The 17,056-nt window shown below is 43.6% G+C and carries 14 protein-coding genes; 6 read left to right on the top strand and 8 right to left on the bottom strand.

Going from position 1 to position 17,056, the window contains the following annotated elements:
• The first annotated feature begins 28 nt into the window (after positions 1 to 28).
• Positions 29 to 1,915, top strand: coding sequence for a monovalent cation:proton antiporter-2 (CPA2) family protein (locus tag CXF58_RS10630; RefSeq protein WP_102077477.1), 1,887 nt, complete (start codon positions 29 to 31; stop codon positions 1,913 to 1,915).
• Between the two features lie 24 nt (positions 1,916 to 1,939).
• Here CXF58_RS10630 and CXF58_RS10635 read toward each other — a convergent pair whose 3' ends face one another.
• A complete protein-coding gene (locus tag CXF58_RS10635; RefSeq protein WP_068403817.1) occupies positions 1,940 to 2,869 on the bottom strand; it encodes a DUF2628 domain-containing protein in 930 nt (309 codons plus the stop codon).
• A gap of 389 nt (positions 2,870 to 3,258) precedes the next feature.
• Here CXF58_RS10635 and trmB point away from each other — a divergent pair, with 389 nt between their 5' ends.
• The 3 genes from trmB to CXF58_RS10650 all read left to right on the top strand — a co-directional run bounded on the left by trmB (position 3,259) and on the right by CXF58_RS10650 (position 7,336).
• Positions 3,259 to 4,074 carry a tRNA (guanosine(46)-N7)-methyltransferase TrmB gene (gene trmB / locus CXF58_RS10640; protein WP_068403853.1) on the top strand — a complete coding sequence of 272 codons (816 nt, stop codon included), beginning with the start codon at positions 3,259 to 3,261 and terminating at the stop codon, positions 4,072 to 4,074.
• Between the two features lie 1,092 nt (positions 4,075 to 5,166).
• A complete protein-coding gene (gene recA, locus CXF58_RS10645) occupies positions 5,167 to 6,225 on the top strand; it encodes a recombinase RecA (RefSeq protein WP_068403815.1) in 1,059 nt (352 codons plus the stop codon).
• A 40-nt stretch (positions 6,226 to 6,265) separates the two neighbouring features.
• Positions 6,266 to 7,336: a regulatory protein RecX gene (locus tag CXF58_RS10650; protein ID WP_102077478.1), complete on the top strand. Its 1,071-nt coding sequence runs from the start codon at positions 6,266 to 6,268 to the stop codon at positions 7,334 to 7,336.
• 49 nt (positions 7,337 to 7,385) lie between these two features.
• Here the strand turns inward: CXF58_RS10650 and CXF58_RS10655 are convergent, their stop codons facing one another.
• From CXF58_RS10655 to CXF58_RS10685, 7 genes are all read right to left on the bottom strand, one after another.
• Positions 7,386 to 8,843, bottom strand: coding sequence for an anion permease (locus CXF58_RS10655; RefSeq protein WP_102077479.1), 1,458 nt, complete (start codon positions 8,841 to 8,843; stop codon positions 7,386 to 7,388).
• A 326-nt stretch (positions 8,844 to 9,169) separates the two neighbouring features.
• On the bottom strand, positions 9,170 to 9,898 hold the full coding sequence (locus tag CXF58_RS10660; protein ID WP_102077480.1) for a YidB family protein: 729 nt from the start codon (positions 9,896 to 9,898) through the stop codon (positions 9,170 to 9,172).
• A 294-nt stretch (positions 9,899 to 10,192) separates the two neighbouring features.
• Positions 10,193 to 10,651: a hypothetical protein gene (locus CXF58_RS10665; RefSeq protein ID WP_102077481.1), complete on the bottom strand. Its 459-nt coding sequence runs from the start codon at positions 10,649 to 10,651 to the stop codon at positions 10,193 to 10,195.
• Between the two features lie 82 nt (positions 10,652 to 10,733).
• Positions 10,734 to 11,027: an FAD assembly factor SdhE gene (locus CXF58_RS10670; RefSeq protein WP_068403808.1), complete on the bottom strand. Its 294-nt coding sequence runs from the start codon at positions 11,025 to 11,027 to the stop codon at positions 10,734 to 10,736.
• A gap of 153 nt (positions 11,028 to 11,180) precedes the next feature.
• Positions 11,181 to 12,086 (bottom strand): dihydropteroate synthase, encoded by a 906-nt coding sequence (gene folP, locus CXF58_RS10675; RefSeq protein ID WP_102077482.1) that lies wholly within the window; start codon positions 12,084 to 12,086, stop codon positions 11,181 to 11,183.
• A gap of 191 nt (positions 12,087 to 12,277) precedes the next feature.
• On the bottom strand, positions 12,278 to 14,173 hold the full coding sequence (gene ftsH, locus CXF58_RS10680; RefSeq protein WP_068403805.1) for an ATP-dependent zinc metalloprotease FtsH: 1,896 nt from the start codon (positions 14,171 to 14,173) through the stop codon (positions 12,278 to 12,280).
• 450 nt (positions 14,174 to 14,623) lie between these two features.
• Positions 14,624 to 15,256: an RlmE family RNA methyltransferase gene (locus tag CXF58_RS10685; protein WP_102077483.1), complete on the bottom strand. Its 633-nt coding sequence runs from the start codon at positions 15,254 to 15,256 to the stop codon at positions 14,624 to 14,626.
• A 400-nt stretch (positions 15,257 to 15,656) separates the two neighbouring features.
• Here CXF58_RS10685 and CXF58_RS10690 point away from each other — a divergent pair, with 400 nt between their 5' ends.
• Positions 15,657 to 15,968 (top strand): YhbY family RNA-binding protein, encoded by a 312-nt coding sequence (locus CXF58_RS10690; protein WP_068403801.1) that lies wholly within the window; start codon positions 15,657 to 15,659, stop codon positions 15,966 to 15,968.
• A gap of 159 nt (positions 15,969 to 16,127) precedes the next feature.
• Positions 16,128 to 16,964 (top strand): DOMON domain-containing protein, encoded by an 837-nt coding sequence (locus CXF58_RS10695; protein ID WP_102077484.1) that lies wholly within the window; start codon positions 16,128 to 16,130, stop codon positions 16,962 to 16,964.
• Positions 16,965 to 17,056: the final 92 nt, after the last annotated feature.

Raw genomic sequence — 17,056 nt, forward strand, 5'->3', positions numbered from 1 at the left:
ATTTTATCGTTACCGCTAAGGATTCCAGATGCTCGCTGCCGCCGCCGGCTCACCAAACTTGATGTTACAAGCTACAATTTTCTTGGGGGCAGCGCTGCTGTTTGTACCACTTGGCAAGCGTTTCGGTATTGCGACGGTGTTAGGATATCTGATTACTGGTTTAATATTGGGCCCCAGTGGTTTAGACGTTGCAGGCGACGCCGAGAGCTTATTGCACTTTTCCGAGTTTGGCGTGGTCATGCTGTTGTTTATTATCGGTCTTGAGTTGCAGCCTTCACGATTATGGGCGCTACGGCGTTCGATATTTGTCCTCGGGGGATTACAAGTCGGTCTGACAGGCACGCTATTGATGTGGCTGTTACACCAGTTTTTTACCTTGCCGCTCGATACTGCTTTTATCGTCGGCTTTGGTTTGGCGCTGTCATCCACTGCTTTTGTCCTGCAAATATTAACAGAGAAACAGCAGCTTTCTAGTACCCATGGCCGTGAAGCCTTTACTATTTTATTATTCCAAGATATCGCCGTTATCCCTTTATTAGCCGTCATTCCGTTTTTATCAGGGGTGCGCGAGCAAAGCTACGATTTGATTTATTTTGGTAAAGTATTTGCCGTTTTTGCCGGACTTATCTTTGCCAGCCGTTATATCATTCGACCTTTCTTTAAATTTGTGGCATCTAGCGGTGCTTCAGAACTTTTAACCGCCGTCGCTTTATTTATCGTCATGGGCGTGTCTATTTTAATGGGACAAATTGGCCTATCGATGGCATTAGGTGCATTCTTGACTGGCGTATTGCTGGCGGATTCTGAATATCGTCATGAGCTAGAAGCCAGTATCGAGCCGTTTAAAGGCTTGCTGTTAGGGCTGTTTTTTATGTCGGTCGGCATGCTCACCGATGTCAAACTCATCTTAGCAAGGCCTATCTTTATCATCGGCTGCGCTATGGCGTTGATGGTGATTAAATTTGCGGTGATTACTGCGATTGCAAAAGTATCGGGCAATCGCTGGCCGACCAGTATTCGTTTGGGGGTTACCCTCGCTCAAGGTGGTGAATTTGCCTTTGTATTATTCAGTGTGGCGAGCGTGCAAAATGTATTGCGTCCTGAGCTTGCCAACACTTTAAACCTTATCGTCACCATCTCTATGGCACTGACGCCACTGGCATTTTTACTCTTAGAAAAAATCGGTGAGCCGCTCTTTGCCAAAAGAAAACCCAGCCGCGAGTACGATACCATTCCTGACGATGAGCATCAGGTGATTATTGCCGGTTTTGGGCGTGTAGGGCAGATTATCGGTCGGGTGCTGCGTATGCACAACATCGAATTTACAGCGATTGAGCGCTCGGCAAATCGCGTCGATTTCGTGCGTAAATTTGGTAACCAAGTCTATTATGGCGATCCAAAAAACCCCGAGATACTACGCGCCGCCGGTATCAAAAAAGCACGCGTTTTTATCCTTGCCATCGACGATGTAGAGCGCTCTATTACCACCGCTCAATATTTGCGTAAAAACTATCCTGATATGATTGTCTTAGCACGCGCCCGTGACCGCCAGCATTATTACCGTTTGCGTGAAGTCGGCGTCCGTCATATTTGGCGTGAGACCTATTTATCGTCTTTAGATATGTCACGCGAATCGCTACAGTTACTTGGTATCTCAGCAGAAAAAGCACGCGAAACCGTCCAAACTTTCCGCGATTATGATGATGATTTGATTGAACGCCAGCAAGCGATCTATGACGACGAAGCCAGTATGATTGAATCGGCACAATCAGCCATAGCGGAGCTTGAGAGCTTATTTGATGAAGATATCGATAAAGCCCGTAAAATGGATTTGACGGACTTTTATGACGCGCTAAAAAACCAATCCATACCCGCCGATGAAAAAGACGATCTGACCGCTGACTCTAAAAACTAACGGCTATTATAGTTTTATCGTTTATTAATCCTCGCTACAGCCTTTAGGCGCTTGCCTTTTATTTAGCGAGGTCGTACAGCGCCAATTATCACTATCGGGCAGATGATAAAAAACCAGCGTCTGCTCATTTAAATAACGTAATGGAAATTTGACGTTTTGAATGGTAGCGATAACTGCGCAATCGGTGTTTGTCACGCCAGCAGCTTGGGTATCAACCGCGATATTGACTTGCTGCGTGCCCATATCTAAAGGCAGATTAAGCGGACACTGTCCTGTTTGCCGATAGCTAAGCGCCACACGATTTTGTGCCGTTTTAGCAGTATCATACGCATCAAATAATATTTCATTTTCTTTAGGCTTGGCGACAATGGGCAAAAACTGTAGCTTGATTACCATTAATGCAAAAGCAAAAAATCCAAAGCCTAAGCCTAAGCCAAATAAACTGACCCCGCCTTCCTTTTTTAAATGCGCTTTTTGCGCCGCTTCATCGCGCGGATAATCATTGATAGCATCTGCAATCTCGCGCCGTGCCATACGGTAATAATAAGCATCTGTCCAGCGTGCCACCATAAACGACCAAAACAGCCAAATCAGCGCCGCGATAGCGATACGTATGCCCATCTGATACGCATCGGCAATAAAAGGCATCGCCACAAACTCAAACGCTACCAATATCAGCGCCACATTCAGTTGAATAAATGACCAACCTGCGACGCTATATACAATCGCATCCATATAGCGCTTGCGATACAACAGCCAAGGAAAGGTGACAAAGAACGCCGCCCAGTGCCATTTAGGCGACAGGTAGCCTTGCTCATCAAACTCCTTAAAGCGTTTAAGATAATACGACTGGCTACGCTGACTGATAAACCATTTATCCAGTTGTTCGCGTTTAGCAGCGCTCAGCTGTTCTTGATAAAACGGTGGCGGCGAATCCGTCTCGATAAATAACATGGTGATAGGCCTTACTGATTATTAAGCATAAATATTAACGCGCGGATTTGTATATCGTTTTTTTATCCAACGATTCTGATTAAGTGGTTATTTTTAAACCCTTATTTTTAAAACATGCTGGCTATATGATAACGCCAAAAGCCCTGCGTAGAAAACCCATATATATGAAACCTATATATACAAACAGCCTATAAAGTTATAAGCGTTATAGCGGGTGCGCTAAAACTGTATTGTGCGTTCACAGTGGTGACGATTTCACTTATAATGAGGCAACTTTATCTACTTAATTAAGCTTTGTTAATCCTATGAGTCAACATCCTAAGCACAATGACATCAATAGTAGTGGTAACGATACGACTGATGCGCAAAACCCCAATACCGCTGATACCATGAACACAGAAATGCAAACCGCTTCTAACATTAACACTGATAGCGTTAATACTGATAACGTGGATGTGGATACTGATGCCAGCAGTCAGACTGAAGAGTCAACGGACAAGCACATTCGTATCGTTAATACCTTTATGAAACGGCGGACGCACATGAATAAAAATGCCGAACTGGCATTGACTGCGCCAGAGTTTGCGCATTACTTGGTCAATAACAGTTTCGGTGATGGCAATCTTGAGGGCATTAACGATTTACGCGCGTTATTTGCAGATAGCCCGAATGGCAGTGATGCGCCGCTGACTTTAGAGATTGGTTTTGGTCTAGGCGATTCGTTTATCGAGATGGCCGCCGCAGAGCCGACGCGCAATTTTGTTGGTGTTGAAGTCCATGAGCCAGGCATCGGTAAATGCGCCTATATGGCAGGGACGCAAGGGTTAACCAACGTTAAAATCATCAACGGTGATGCCATCCAATTGCTCAAGCAGCTACCAGAAAATCATATCGACCGCATTCAGCTTTACTTCCCTGATCCGTGGCAAAAAAAGCGCCACTATAAACGCCGTTTTGTCAGTCCTGAGCGCATGACAATTGTTACGCGCAGCTTAAAACAAGGCGGCTGGTTCCATACGGCGACCGACTGGGAACATTATGCCTTTTGGATGGTTGAGGTTTTAGATGCTTTTGCTGGACTGACCAATCAAGCAGGCGCAGGTAATTTCACCGTCCGTCCTGACTTTCGTCCAATGACTAAGTTTGAGCGCCGCGGTTTAGAGCGCGGACACGGCGTTTGGGATTTGATCTATATCAAGGATTAGGCTTGGTAGCGTAAACCTAGCATTCCTGCACGATAGCGGCTAAGATACTAATAACGTACTTAGCCGTTTTTTTATGCCAATTCATTTTTCCGCTTTTAGCTGAATTTTGCTACTTTTAGCATAGCCCTTGACATATAAGGCTTTGCATGTCGTTTTTAAGATATTGAGCCATTCAAGGCTGTTATTGAACGCCCTGTAGGCGCAGGCATTATGTGAAACATAGGCGTAACAGAACAATTTCTTTATTAAATTTAAAGTTGCAAAAATAGAAATCATCAATATTTCGCCTGTCTCTAAGTTTTTATGTCTGCGCAAACATCGGTAACATAAGGGTTTGCTGAGTTCTCCCCATAAGCTGTGGATAACCCTGTGTATAAGTCGCTACTTGACAAGCATTTCCTTAGATAGCTTAAAGGGTTAGGTAAAATCGTTCATTTTTTGTACAATTTTAAAAGCATTATAAATCAATTACTTACGACATATTTAAAAGATAAATAATATATTTTTAATTTTTTTCAAATTAATTTAAAGCTTATCAATGTTTCACAACCTACAAATAAAAATACTTTTTTTATTGTGGACAACTTACAAAACTATTGACAAACCGCCCTGTTATTAAGTTCAAAATATAGGGCAAAGCATAACTACTTCGTCATAATATCAGTAGAATAATAGGCGACATTCACTGTCGTTTAGCCGCTTGCTACGCTAAATATTGGGCTTGGCTTTTGTTATAATAGCCTTATCTAAACAACAGCGATATAACACAGAATAGCGCGACCAGTATCGCAAAGATAAACCTACAGCCATTATTATGGCAAATGAGCATTCGCATCTATGAACTTTTTTTTGCTTTTATCATGATTCGTTTTTACTGTATAGTAAGGTGATATAGCCGATATCACTGTCTTAAACCCACTATAACCCTCTACCTCAAACTTGCCAAACGTGTCGTTTACTGATGATGAAAGTCGTGAGTGATTTCACTGAGCAAGTCGTTATTTAACAAACGCTTTAAACCTATCGTTTTAAATGCCACGTTTGACATAACCAGACCATCTTATATTTATTATTTTTCACAAGGAGTCCTACATGGACGAAAATAAAGCCAAAGCCCTCAAAGCGGCATTAGGTCAAATTGAAAAGCAATTTGGTAAAAACACCATTATGCATCTTGGTGACGACTCAGCCACGCTTGACGCCGATGTGGTCTCTACCGGCTCATTGGGTCTAGATATCGCGCTTGGTATTGGCGGTCTACCAAAAGGTCGTATCGTTGAGATTTACGGTCCTGAAAGCTCTGGTAAAACCACCATGACCTTGCAAGCGATTGCCGAATGTCAAAAGCAAGGCGGCGTTTGTGCCTTTATCGATGCCGAGCACGCTCTTGACCCAGTTTACGCCCGTAAACTTGGGGTAAATACCGACGATTTACTCGTGTCACAGCCAGACAATGGCGAGCAAGCGCTTGAGATCACCGATATGTTAGTGCGCTCAGGGGCAGTTGATATGATTGTCATCGACTCCGTCGCGGCGCTAACCCCGCGAGCAGAAATCGAGGGTGAAATGGGCGATTCGCACATGGGTCTGCAGGCACGTTTGATGAGCCAAGCGCTGCGTAAAATCACCGGTAATGCCAAACGCTCGAACTGTATGGTGGTCTTTATCAACCAGATTCGTATGAAAATCGGCGTTATGTTTGGTAGCCCTGAAACCACAACCGGTGGTAATGCACTAAAATTCTATGCGTCCGTACGTATGGATATCCGCCGTATCGGGGCGGTAAAAAATGGCGATGATATCATCGGTAACCAAACCCGCGTCAAAGTTATCAAAAATAAGATGGCGCCGCCATTCCGTCAAGCTGAATTTGAAATCACTTACGGTGAAGGTACCAACCATCTAGCAGAAGTGATTGATTTGGGCGTTGAGATTGGCGCAGTTGGTAAAGCAGGCTCGTGGTATAGCTATGGCGATGAAAAAATCGGCCAAGGTAAAGCCAATTCGGTACTGTTTTTAAAAGAAAACCCTGCAATTGCTGAAGAGATCGAAGCGAAAATTCGGGCTGAAAAACTTGGCGTAGTCGACCCTAATAAAGCTCCAGACAAGGAAGAGCCTGAACAAGACTTTGCTCCTGAGCCTGTGCAATAATAGATTTTTTGTAGAATATGATTGTCTATCATGATTGATTATGAAAATTAAAACCTTAGCTGAAATACTCGCTGAGTCGGAAGCCGATTCAGCGAGTGCTACTCCTGCCAAATCCAAAAAGTCTACCAAATCCTCTGAGTCTGCTAAAAATTCTCAGCAGCCCTATCAAGAAAAGTCCAGGAAAAGGGCTAAACATACGACTTATACAAAAAAAGAAGCAACACCTTTACAGGACGATGCTATAGCGGATATAGACTCGCTTGCCTCATCTTCCTCTTATAATAAAAAACCTTCTAAAAACAAAAAGCGCAAAAAAAACTTTCATCCAGCGGCAAATTTCATTCCTGAGCCTAATAACGTACCTGCCTATCAGCCACCAGAAGCGCAAAGTATTAAACAGCTACTTGCCGAGGTCAAACACGATGTTCATAGTAGCGAAGATAATGACCATACAGACAGTAACACTGCTAAAGATCATAGTGAATTAAACCATCAAGCTAATAATCAAACAGACAACCTACCTGCGGCGCTTAAAGCCTATTTGCGTACGCCTGAGCAACGCCAAGCGGATATCGACGCCATCAAAGCCGAAAGCCGTTTGCGCTGGTTGGCATTTTATTATCTATCGCGCCGTGAATACGGTAAAGCTGAACTCAAACAAAAGCTGCTAGACAAAGAACAAGACCCCGATAAAATTGATGCCCTACTTGATGAGTTTGCAGAAAAAGGCTATCAAAGCGATTATCGTACCACGCTGATGTTGATACGAGAAAATATCCGTAAAGGACGCGGACGCGCTCGTATTAAGCAAGAGTTCTATCATAAAAAGATAGCCATGCCCGGCAATATTGATGAGCTGATAGACATGGCTAATGTCGAATCTGAAGAGTTTAGTGAATTTATCGAGGAAGATACCGATAACTTGGTCGAAGGCGTCGATTGGCTAAAACTTGCCGTCACCGCCCGTACCAAAAAATATGGCGATAACATCCCAACTGAGCAAAAAGACAAGGCTCGCCAGCTACGATTTTTGCAATATCGTGGCTTCAATACCGATATCTGCTTTGAGGCGTTAAATTATACGTTAGATACCTTAGATGAGCGCTTCTAACCAATTTGAGCAAAATCATCGATGATTCATAATATTATCAGTCTATTTATCAATAATAACCAAGCAGTTTCCACCAAATCAAACCTGCGCCTATCCATACCACAAGATTGACCACACTCATGATGGCGCCGATAATCCACCACTCTCCTAGGGTCACATAGCCCGAGTTAAAAATAACCGGCGCCGTACCTGTTGCATAATGGGTCAGCGTCATCATAATATTGCCTGCCGCTGCTAAAATAAGCGCATATAACATCGGCGGCGCGCCTAGGCTTAACCCTACTGCATAAAAAGCAGCAAACAAGGCGGTAATATGGGCGGTGGTACTGGCAAAAAAGTAATGAATATACAAATAAACCAACGTCAAAATCACCACAGCGCCGATCCAGCCGACGCCTATCACGCCAATCATTGATTCGATGTTGCTTGAGAACCAGCCAACCAAGCCTAATTTATTGAGGTAAGACGCCATCATAATCAGTGCCCCAAACCATACAATGGTATCCCATGCTGATTTTTCTTTAAGCACGTCATCCCAAGTTAATACGCCTGTCAGTATAAGCGCCGTCAAACCGATAAAAGCAGTGGTTGTCGCATCGACACTTAATTGTTCACCAAAGATTAGTGCTGGAATATTGGCCCACAATATCAGCATTAAAGCGAAGACGCCCAACATGATTTTTTCCTGCGTGCTCACCTGCCCCATCTCGCTTAGATTGTCTTTAGCAAACTGTTTGGCATCTGGGGTGACTTTGACATCGGGCGGATAAATCAGATAAATAACCAACGGCATCAATAATAAACAGAGCATCCCCGGTATAAACATGGCCACTGCCCACGTCGTCCATGACAGCTGAATCTCACTCCCTGTGGCTTCATTGACCAAATCTACCACCAGTGGGTTTGGCGCGGTGGCGGTAATAAACATACCAGAAGTAATCGGATTAGCGTGATAATTAACCATCGCTAGATAACGGCCAATTTTATTTTGCGTGCCCTCTTCTGGCGTTGAATGAAAGCTTTGCGCAATTGACCGCATAATGGGGTGAATAATACCGCCACCACGAGCGGTATTAGAAGGGGTAATCGGCGCTATCATCAGCTCCGCTGCGCTTAACGAATAAGCAACGCCAATGGTCTTTTTTCCAAATATCGAGATGAAGTAATAAGCAATACGCCGCCCCAAACCCGTTTTTATAAGTCCTCGCGATATCATTACCGCAATACCGATGAGCCAAATCAGCGGGCTTGAATAGCTCGATAAGGCATCAGCGATGGCGTCTTTTGGACTGTCATTAGTCACCCCAGTCAGCGCCACCAACATAACGGCGATAATGGCAATCGCCCCGATGGGCAAGACTTTACCGATGATGGCCACAATGGTGGCGATGAATAAGGCCAGCATATGCCATGCTTCTGGTGTTACCCCATTTGGTACAGGAATCACAAACCAGATAATCAAACCAACTAAGATGGCAATTGCTGCTTGGATAGGCTTAAATGGCATGAGTAATATCCTTGTAAAATACTTATACCTTTATATCGCATGACTTTATATAAAGCTTTTTAAAGAAACTGGGTAATAACATGCAAAGCTATGAAGTAGCCTTAAATAAATTATACCGTTATCATAAATTTTTTGAATCTTCTTAGCGACTTTAGTCACGGTTCTTAACATATCTATCTTTTTAGCACTCGACTCACATAGAAAACTCTGCGCCCTTATCGCGTTAGAATGTAAGTATTTTTGCTAAGCTAAAACAAAAAAAAGAGCGCATGTATATGCACTCTTTTCTTAATGACGGAAAGGAAGATTTATAAAGGACAATTATTTTACTTTAATGTGCCTAATCGATTTGATAACTGATTGATAATTTGGTCAATCTCTTCATTGGCTTCAGGTTCATTTTCCAAATTGCCATTTGGCGTTAATTGGTTCATAACCTCAGGCAGTAGCTCAGCCAGACCTTGGCGAACTTCCATCTCATTTGCGCCGGTATGCGCCGCTACCTGCTGAATCTCACTTTCATCAAATAGACGGGTAATCTCATTAGGATCAAGATTATCATTGACCTCTTGGTTACTCATCCAAGAACGCGCTTGATTCTCGTAACCCATGCCAGTGATTTTTGATAAAGCGCCACTCAAACCACCATTGCGTTTGATCCAACTGAGTACCATCGGCATCAATGCAGCGATCAGCATACCTTTACCACCAAATCCCGCGCGCGAGGTTCGACCGCCACCCATTTGACCACTTAAGACGCTACCTAAAATATCGCCAAGTCCACCCGCGCCTGCACTCATACCGCCGCGCTGGTTTGCGCCCGTAAGCCCGCCGATGATGTCATCTAAACCAAAACCATTATCACTGCGGCGCTCATACTGCTGTGGATTGTAGCCACTTGGCTGGGTGCCACCACCTAATACACTGCCCAATATATCGCCTAAACCACCGGTGCGGCGTGGATTAATACGTTGGTTGACCGGGTTGCGTTGTCTATCCTCTGGGTCCATCGCACTGCGCGCCACTTGGCTGACTAAGTTTCCTAATAAGCTCATGATATCGTCCTTTTATTATAAATAATGTATCGTCAAATATCTGATCTTCTTTACTCATCTAAAAATCTATTCGCCACGGATATGGCAAATCCTTAAATAATAAAACAAATAAGATTTTGACGATTATGATTACTATAGCAAAACCCTTACTTAGCCTAGATAGACGTTTTGTTATGGCATGTAGCGGCATGTTAGTGATTGAAAGGATGAAATGAGAGGTAGGAAAAGATATATAAAGAATTGCACCATATAGATGACGCTACTTGTATTATTTTCTTAACGCGTGGTCTTTATTTACGCTATTTTAGCAGAAACGCTATTGGCTAAAATAGACAATTTGCGCCATTGCTCGGCGCTGACTTGATCCCGAAATACCGCGACTGCTAAAGGGCGCTGATAAGGTTCTTTGACAATAAATTTAAAGCATATCACCCAAGAATAGCTGCTGACTGCGACCAGCTCAGCTTGCCACAAGTTATCGCCGCGACTGCTCCGCATCAGAAGTTGCCAATGTTGATAGATGCTCTTATTTAAGGGCGGCTGGCTTAGATGCAGTAAAATCGGTCGCGATAGCGCTAAATAGCTTAGGGCAGCGGCACTTACAATCAATATGAGTACATACTGCCACAACGCCAATGACGCAAGCGCTGCCAATATCAGCAGCGCACTGACCAAAAGCAGATAAAACATCAAACGTATACGGCTCGCAGGCTGGATTGGCGCGTCGATACGTAAGGAGCTTAGCAATGTCATCGTTAGCATCCAAGCAGGATTTTATGTATTCAAAGCCTCTATCTAAAAGGCTGGTACTTTGAAAAAACCTCAATGGTTACGTTTAACTTTTACTATGACGCCATGTTTTAATTTTATTAACCAAATCCCATATCGCTGCATTTTCTGGACGGCTTTGGTTGGTAAAATAATCCAATAAATCTGGGTCTTCATGGGTCAGCATTTCTGCGAAAGTCGCCTGTTCACTCGGATCAGCGGTTAAATATAACTCTTTAATATAGGGGTCAATATAAAAGTCCAATTCTTTTAAGCCACGGCGTGCTTGATAAATAATGCGGCGTTGCTCGAGGGTGGGTTCTGGTTGCTTGTTTGGCTCTGGTTGATTGCTAATCGTCATAAAAATATTCCCATAGGTTTAAATGGTATTTAACTAAATAGACGTTAAATAAATAGTAAGGTTAATAAATAATAGGAGTCAGCCGTGCTTATAAAGGCATCGTCTATAAAAGGCAGTCTAGCAACAGCCAGCTTATAAAAAGCTATTAGCCTATCAGCTTTGATTATACGCCGATAATTGCTGCCATAGCGTCACCGCTTGCTGCATCATAGCGACATTATGGGTGCGGATAATACTAGCGCCTTGCTGTAGTGCAAAAATTCCCGCCGCCGTTCCTACCGCGTCACGCTCTAGCGCTTGAGTATTGGCAAACGCTTCGACTCCGCTTTTGCTTAATACTTCAGCTAAAAAACGCTTGCGTGAAATACCAAACATCATTGGCAATCCGAGCGTTTGCAAACGTTCGAGCTGACTTAATAACGCACAATGATGCTCATAGTTTTTTGCAAAGCCAAAACCTGGATCGATAATGATTTTTTCGCGCTTGACGCCCGCGTTTGTCACTTCAGCGATACGCGCTGTTAGCTCGGTACTGACTTCTTTAATCACATCATCATACTGAGCAAGATTGTTCATCGTCGTAGGCTCACCGCGCATGTGCATCAGCATGACAGGAACATCAAGCTTAGCTGCCATCTCTGCTGCGCCTTCACGCTTCAGCGCGCGAACATCATTCCAAATATTAGCGCCTGCTTCAAACGCTGCCTGCATAACGATAGGATTACTGGTATCAATAGATAACCAAATATCCTTACCTATATCGCCTAGCTGTTGGCGAATCGCTTTGACGACTGGCACGACACGCTGCACTTCTTCTTCGGTAGACACAGCAGCGGCATTGGGGCGCGTAGACTCACCGCCAATATCTATAATGGTTGCGCCCGCGCCTATCATGTCTTTAGCGTGAATGATGGCGCTATCAATCGCAGTAAACCGTCCGCCATCAGAAAAGGAATCAGGTGTCACGTTTAAGATCCCCATAACATGCGGCTGTGATAAATCTAAAGTTTTATCGCGGCTCGACACTTTATAATTAGGTAAAGGCTGGAATAATGACATAACTTATCCATGATAAATTGTATTTTAAAGAATTGTGTTAGCGGTATTTACACTGTTTAAGATTATAAACGTCCATGATAGCAGCAAATCTTATTCCGTCCTAAAGCCTTCGTCAAATGACGCCCACAAAAAAGCCCTTTATCAAAAAGGGCTTTTTATCGACTATCTATGAGATTGTAATAAACGAGAAACTACATCGCTGGTAATGGCGGCGGTGTAGAGTTCGTCGGTTTAATATCAGTTTTCGATAAGTCTACTTCATTAGGCTGATAGACTCTTGGCGGACGAGGCTCTTCACCTGCCAAAATATCCTGCAACTGATCGCGGTCAATGGTTTCCCATTTCATCAGCGCATCTACCATCGCATGCATTTTGTCTTGATTGCCTTCAATCAATTCGCGGGCGATATCGTATTGCTCTTCCAGCATACGGCGTACTTCTTCATCAACTTTTTGCTGCGTGGCTTCCGAAATCGTCCGACCGCCACCACCAAAGTAACCTTGTGAGCTATCATCGTCTTCGTAAACCATGATGCCTAGCGCATCTGACATACCATATTTGGTTACCATCGCGCGTGCCATTTTGGTCGCACGTTCAAAGTCGTTTGAAGCGCCCGTTGACATTTGATTGATAAAGACTTCTTCAGCAATACGGCCACCAAACAATATCGCAATATCGTTAAGCATTTTCGATTTATACATGCTGGTCTGATCATGCTCAGGTAGCTGCCAAGTCACACCAAGGGCAAAGCCACGCGGCATAATCGTCACTTTATGAACAGGATCGGTGCCTGGTAGCAATTCTGCAACTAGCGCATGACCCGCTTCATGATAGGCCGTCGCGCGGCGCTCTTCTTCACGGATAACCATAGATTTACGCTCGGGACCCATATATAGCTTGTCTTTTGCGTCTTCAAAGTCATTCATATCAACGCTACGTTTGTTACGACGCGCGGCAAATAACGCCGCCTCGTTAACCAGATTGGCAAGCTGCGCACCACTGAAGCCCGGCGTACCACGTGCCAATGCATGGGCATCAACACCAATCGTATTCGGTAATTTACGTAGATGCACTTTAAGGATTTGCTCGCGACCTTTAATATCTGGCAGACCTACTTGCACTTGACGGTCAAAACGACCTGGGCGCAATAATGCTTTATCAAGAACGTCTGCACGGTTAGTTGCCGCAATGACGATAACGCCTTCGTTCCCTTCAAAACCATCCATTTCAACCAATAATTGGTTCAATGTCTGCTCACGCTCATCATTACCGCCGCCCATACCAGAGCCACGATGACGACCGACCGCATCAATCTCATCAATAAAGATAATACAAGGCGCGCTTTTCTTCGCTTGCTCAAACATATCCCGCACACGTGAGGCACCAACACCGACAAACATCTCAACGAAGTCAGAACCTGAAATCGAGAAGAAGGGTACTTTGGCTTCACCAGCAATGGCTCTTGCCAATAGTGTTTTACCCGTACCTGGAGGGCCAACCATCAAGATACCACGTGGAATCGTCGCGCCAAGCTTGGTAAATTTGTCAGGGTCGCGTAAAAACTCAACAACCTCGACGACTTCTTCTTTGGCTTCTTCACAGCCAGCAACGTCATCAAAGTTCACCTTGATTTGGTCTTCGGTCAGCATTTTGGCTTTTGATTTGCCAAAGCTCATTGGGCCACCGCCTTTACCGCCAGCACCGCCCTGCATATTACGCATAAAGAATAAAAACAGACCAATAATCAATAAAATTGGGAAACTGGCTATTAGCAGTTGCATCAAAACACTTTGACGCTTAGGCGCGGTGCCTTGCACTTCAACTTGGTTTTCGCGCAATAGTGGCATCAGCTGATCATCAGTCACAGCTGGACGAATGGTCTCAAATGATGAACCATTTTTCTTCTCGCCGGTGATTTGCTCGCCATCGATTTCAACACTGGCTACTTGGTTTTCTGACACGGCGGTCACGAACTCCGAGTAGTTAAGATTATCCGGCTCAGATGATTTGTCAAAGCCGCTAAACACCAGCACTAAAACACCGATCACCACCAGCCACAATAAGGTATTTTTTACCATGTCGCTCACTAGTTATTCCCATCCCTTACTTATTGGTGTGTTTACTAAACACGTGACGTCTATATATAAACGTATGGCTCACAATTCAATGCCTAGCTGCAAATTATTATTTTTACTAAGATTTAATGACTCTAAAAACCTGAGCAAAATGATAAATAGGCGAACTAAAATGAATAACTGAGCGGTTAAAGCGTTTACTCTCAGACGACTTTGCTTAAAACATAGGCTTGATACATAGATGTAAAAATATAGATGTAAAACAAAGTTAATATATCATGATATGCGGTGCTAACCTGTATAATTCAAGCAGCAATCAAATTTATTCAGTTAACGGATTGTAGCGTTTTTACGCTCATTAACCATAGCCTTTATGGTGACCTTTTATCACACTTTATAGGATGGATGATTTGCGCAACTAATTGACGTTAAAACCTTTTTATTAAATAGTCAAACCACCTACTACTTAATGGCAATCCAAAACATCTCTTTTGAGCGTGGTCGTGAAGCACCCGGTTTGATACTACGAATTTTACTAAAATCCTCCTGCATCTGCTTGCGTAATTCTTGTGTACCCTCGCCTTGAAACACTTTCATAATAAGCGCGCCACCTTCGGGTAAGGTTGCCAGCGCGAAATCGACCGCCAGCTCGCATAAATATATCATGCGCGGCTGATCAATGGCGCTGTTACCAGCGGTATTGGGTGCCATATCTGATAGCACCACATCGACCTGCCGGTTGCCGACTTCTGCCATGATACGCTCGAACACCTCTGCCTCACGAAAATCACCCTGAATAAAGGTCACGTCGGGCAAGGTATCCATCGGCAGTATATCCGAGGCAATCAGGACGCCTTTTTCACCGACCAATTTGCCAGCGACTTGCGACCAACTGCCGGGCGCACTGCCCAAGTCAACGACGGTCATGCCTTTTTTAATCAGGTTGGTTTTCTCATTTATCTCCAGCAATTTATAAGCAGCGCGGGCACGGTAGCCATCTTTTTGGGCTTTTTTCACATAAGGATCGTCAATATGCTCTTGCATCCAAGCACTGCTGCTTTTTGACAATTTTTTATTTTCAATACGCGTGACCAAAATGACTGCTCCTATTGTCTGGTAATATACCTGCTTGCTAATACATCGTTTGTAAAACACGACTGGCGGTTTATAAAGGGATTGTTTATGACATTTTTAATAAGTGTCTATTAATTATCTATAAAAGCGCTTTTATCAGCATATCATTACGCTAGTGCTGAACAACGAAATCTTGTATCTGTCTCATTACCCTTTAACCGCTAAATTCTCTTGGCAAAAACACTGCTTTATAAACCTGTAGCGTTTATAATGTACTTATACTTTCAGTTTAACATTTTCATCACGTAAAATCGTGCAAAATCCTGCTGATCTCATGCAAGGTGACCATAGATTATCTATAATGGTCATTATCTGCTCGCAATAGCACCTGCTTTTATTTTTACCAACATCTAGGAATAGTATGCAACTCGATAACGCTACCGTTAAACGCCTAAAAGGCATTGGTCATGACCTAAAACCGATTGTTATGATTGGCAATAAAGGCATTACCCCAAGTATCGCTGAAGAGATTGATCGCGCTTTGACCGATCATGAACTTATCAAAGTAAAATTGCCAGCTGGCAGCAAAGAAGAGCGCGATGTCATCGGCGCTGAGCTTGCCGCAGCGGCTAATGCGACTTTGATACACTCAATTGGCCGTATGGCGCTGTTACTGCGTCAAAACCCAAACGCCAATCCAAAGCTATCAAACCTTGCGCGTCACGCCCAATAAATAAGCTACCTATTTAATTTTAGCTTATGTTCTATCTTATTGAATAAAAGCCGCGCTGCATTTGCTCGCGGCTTTTCTGCTATTCATAGTCAGTTCTAAATAAAATACTACAAATATTATAATGTGCTACTGATATTAAACTCTGGATATTATCGACCTATGAGCCAAATTTTTAATTTATGTTTAGCAACTGATACGCTAGCCGCTGATGCCGAGCAGCTAGGTGTCACCATAGCTGACTTACAAGGCATTCAAATAGAAGTGGTCGCAACTTTGGTCAATAGAGCTAAAACTGCCCAACCTACAAATACAAAGTGGCAGTTACAGCTTGATTACTGCATCACGTTACCGCTTAAATCGTTAGCAGCGCAATTGTACTGGCCAACATGGCAAGCTGAACAAGTAGGTTTTGCAGATTATTTGTGGGAGCAGACTTGCCTTGAGTGCTTTTTAGCAGGCGAGTTGATAAACAGCGCCGTTTCGATAAATGAAAATAATAACAAAACAAATCCTTATATGGAAATTAACGCCAGTCCTGACGGCCGTTATGCGCTTTATCAATTTGCCGACTATCGCAACCCTGCGACATTACCGCTAGCGCCCCTTTTACAAGGAAATGGGCAAACACGGGCTTCTATTGATTGGAAAGCTACTCCCTTCTCAGTGAGTAATGCCGCTCATAACGCAGCGCTGCAAGCGGGTTCGATGCCAACCTCCTCTTTTAATGGTCCATTAATAGCTGGCGCTAAAACTTATCATTTCGAGCGTAGCTTTTATTTATCATTAAACCAATTATCCCAAGTACAGACTACCAACGATGAGATTGGCATTGAATACATCCATCCTTGTGTGATTTTAAGCTTTGATACTAAATTTGGTAAGACAGCATTATATTTCGCGCCCAATCACGCCGTCCCGCCCGATTTTCACGACACGCAGTATTGGTCAATATTTGATGAAAAAGTGGCAATGCTCAAACCTCACTCTATTCTTTAATCGTATTTACCTTTTATTCTCATACTTTAGAACAAAAAAAACCAGTAATGCCATCAAGAGCATTACTGGGTTCGGAGAAAACACTGAATTCT

Source organism: Psychrobacter sp. Sarcosine-02u-2 (assembly GCF_002836335.1).
Taxonomy (GTDB): domain Bacteria; phylum Pseudomonadota; class Gammaproteobacteria; order Pseudomonadales; family Moraxellaceae; genus Psychrobacter; species Psychrobacter faecalis.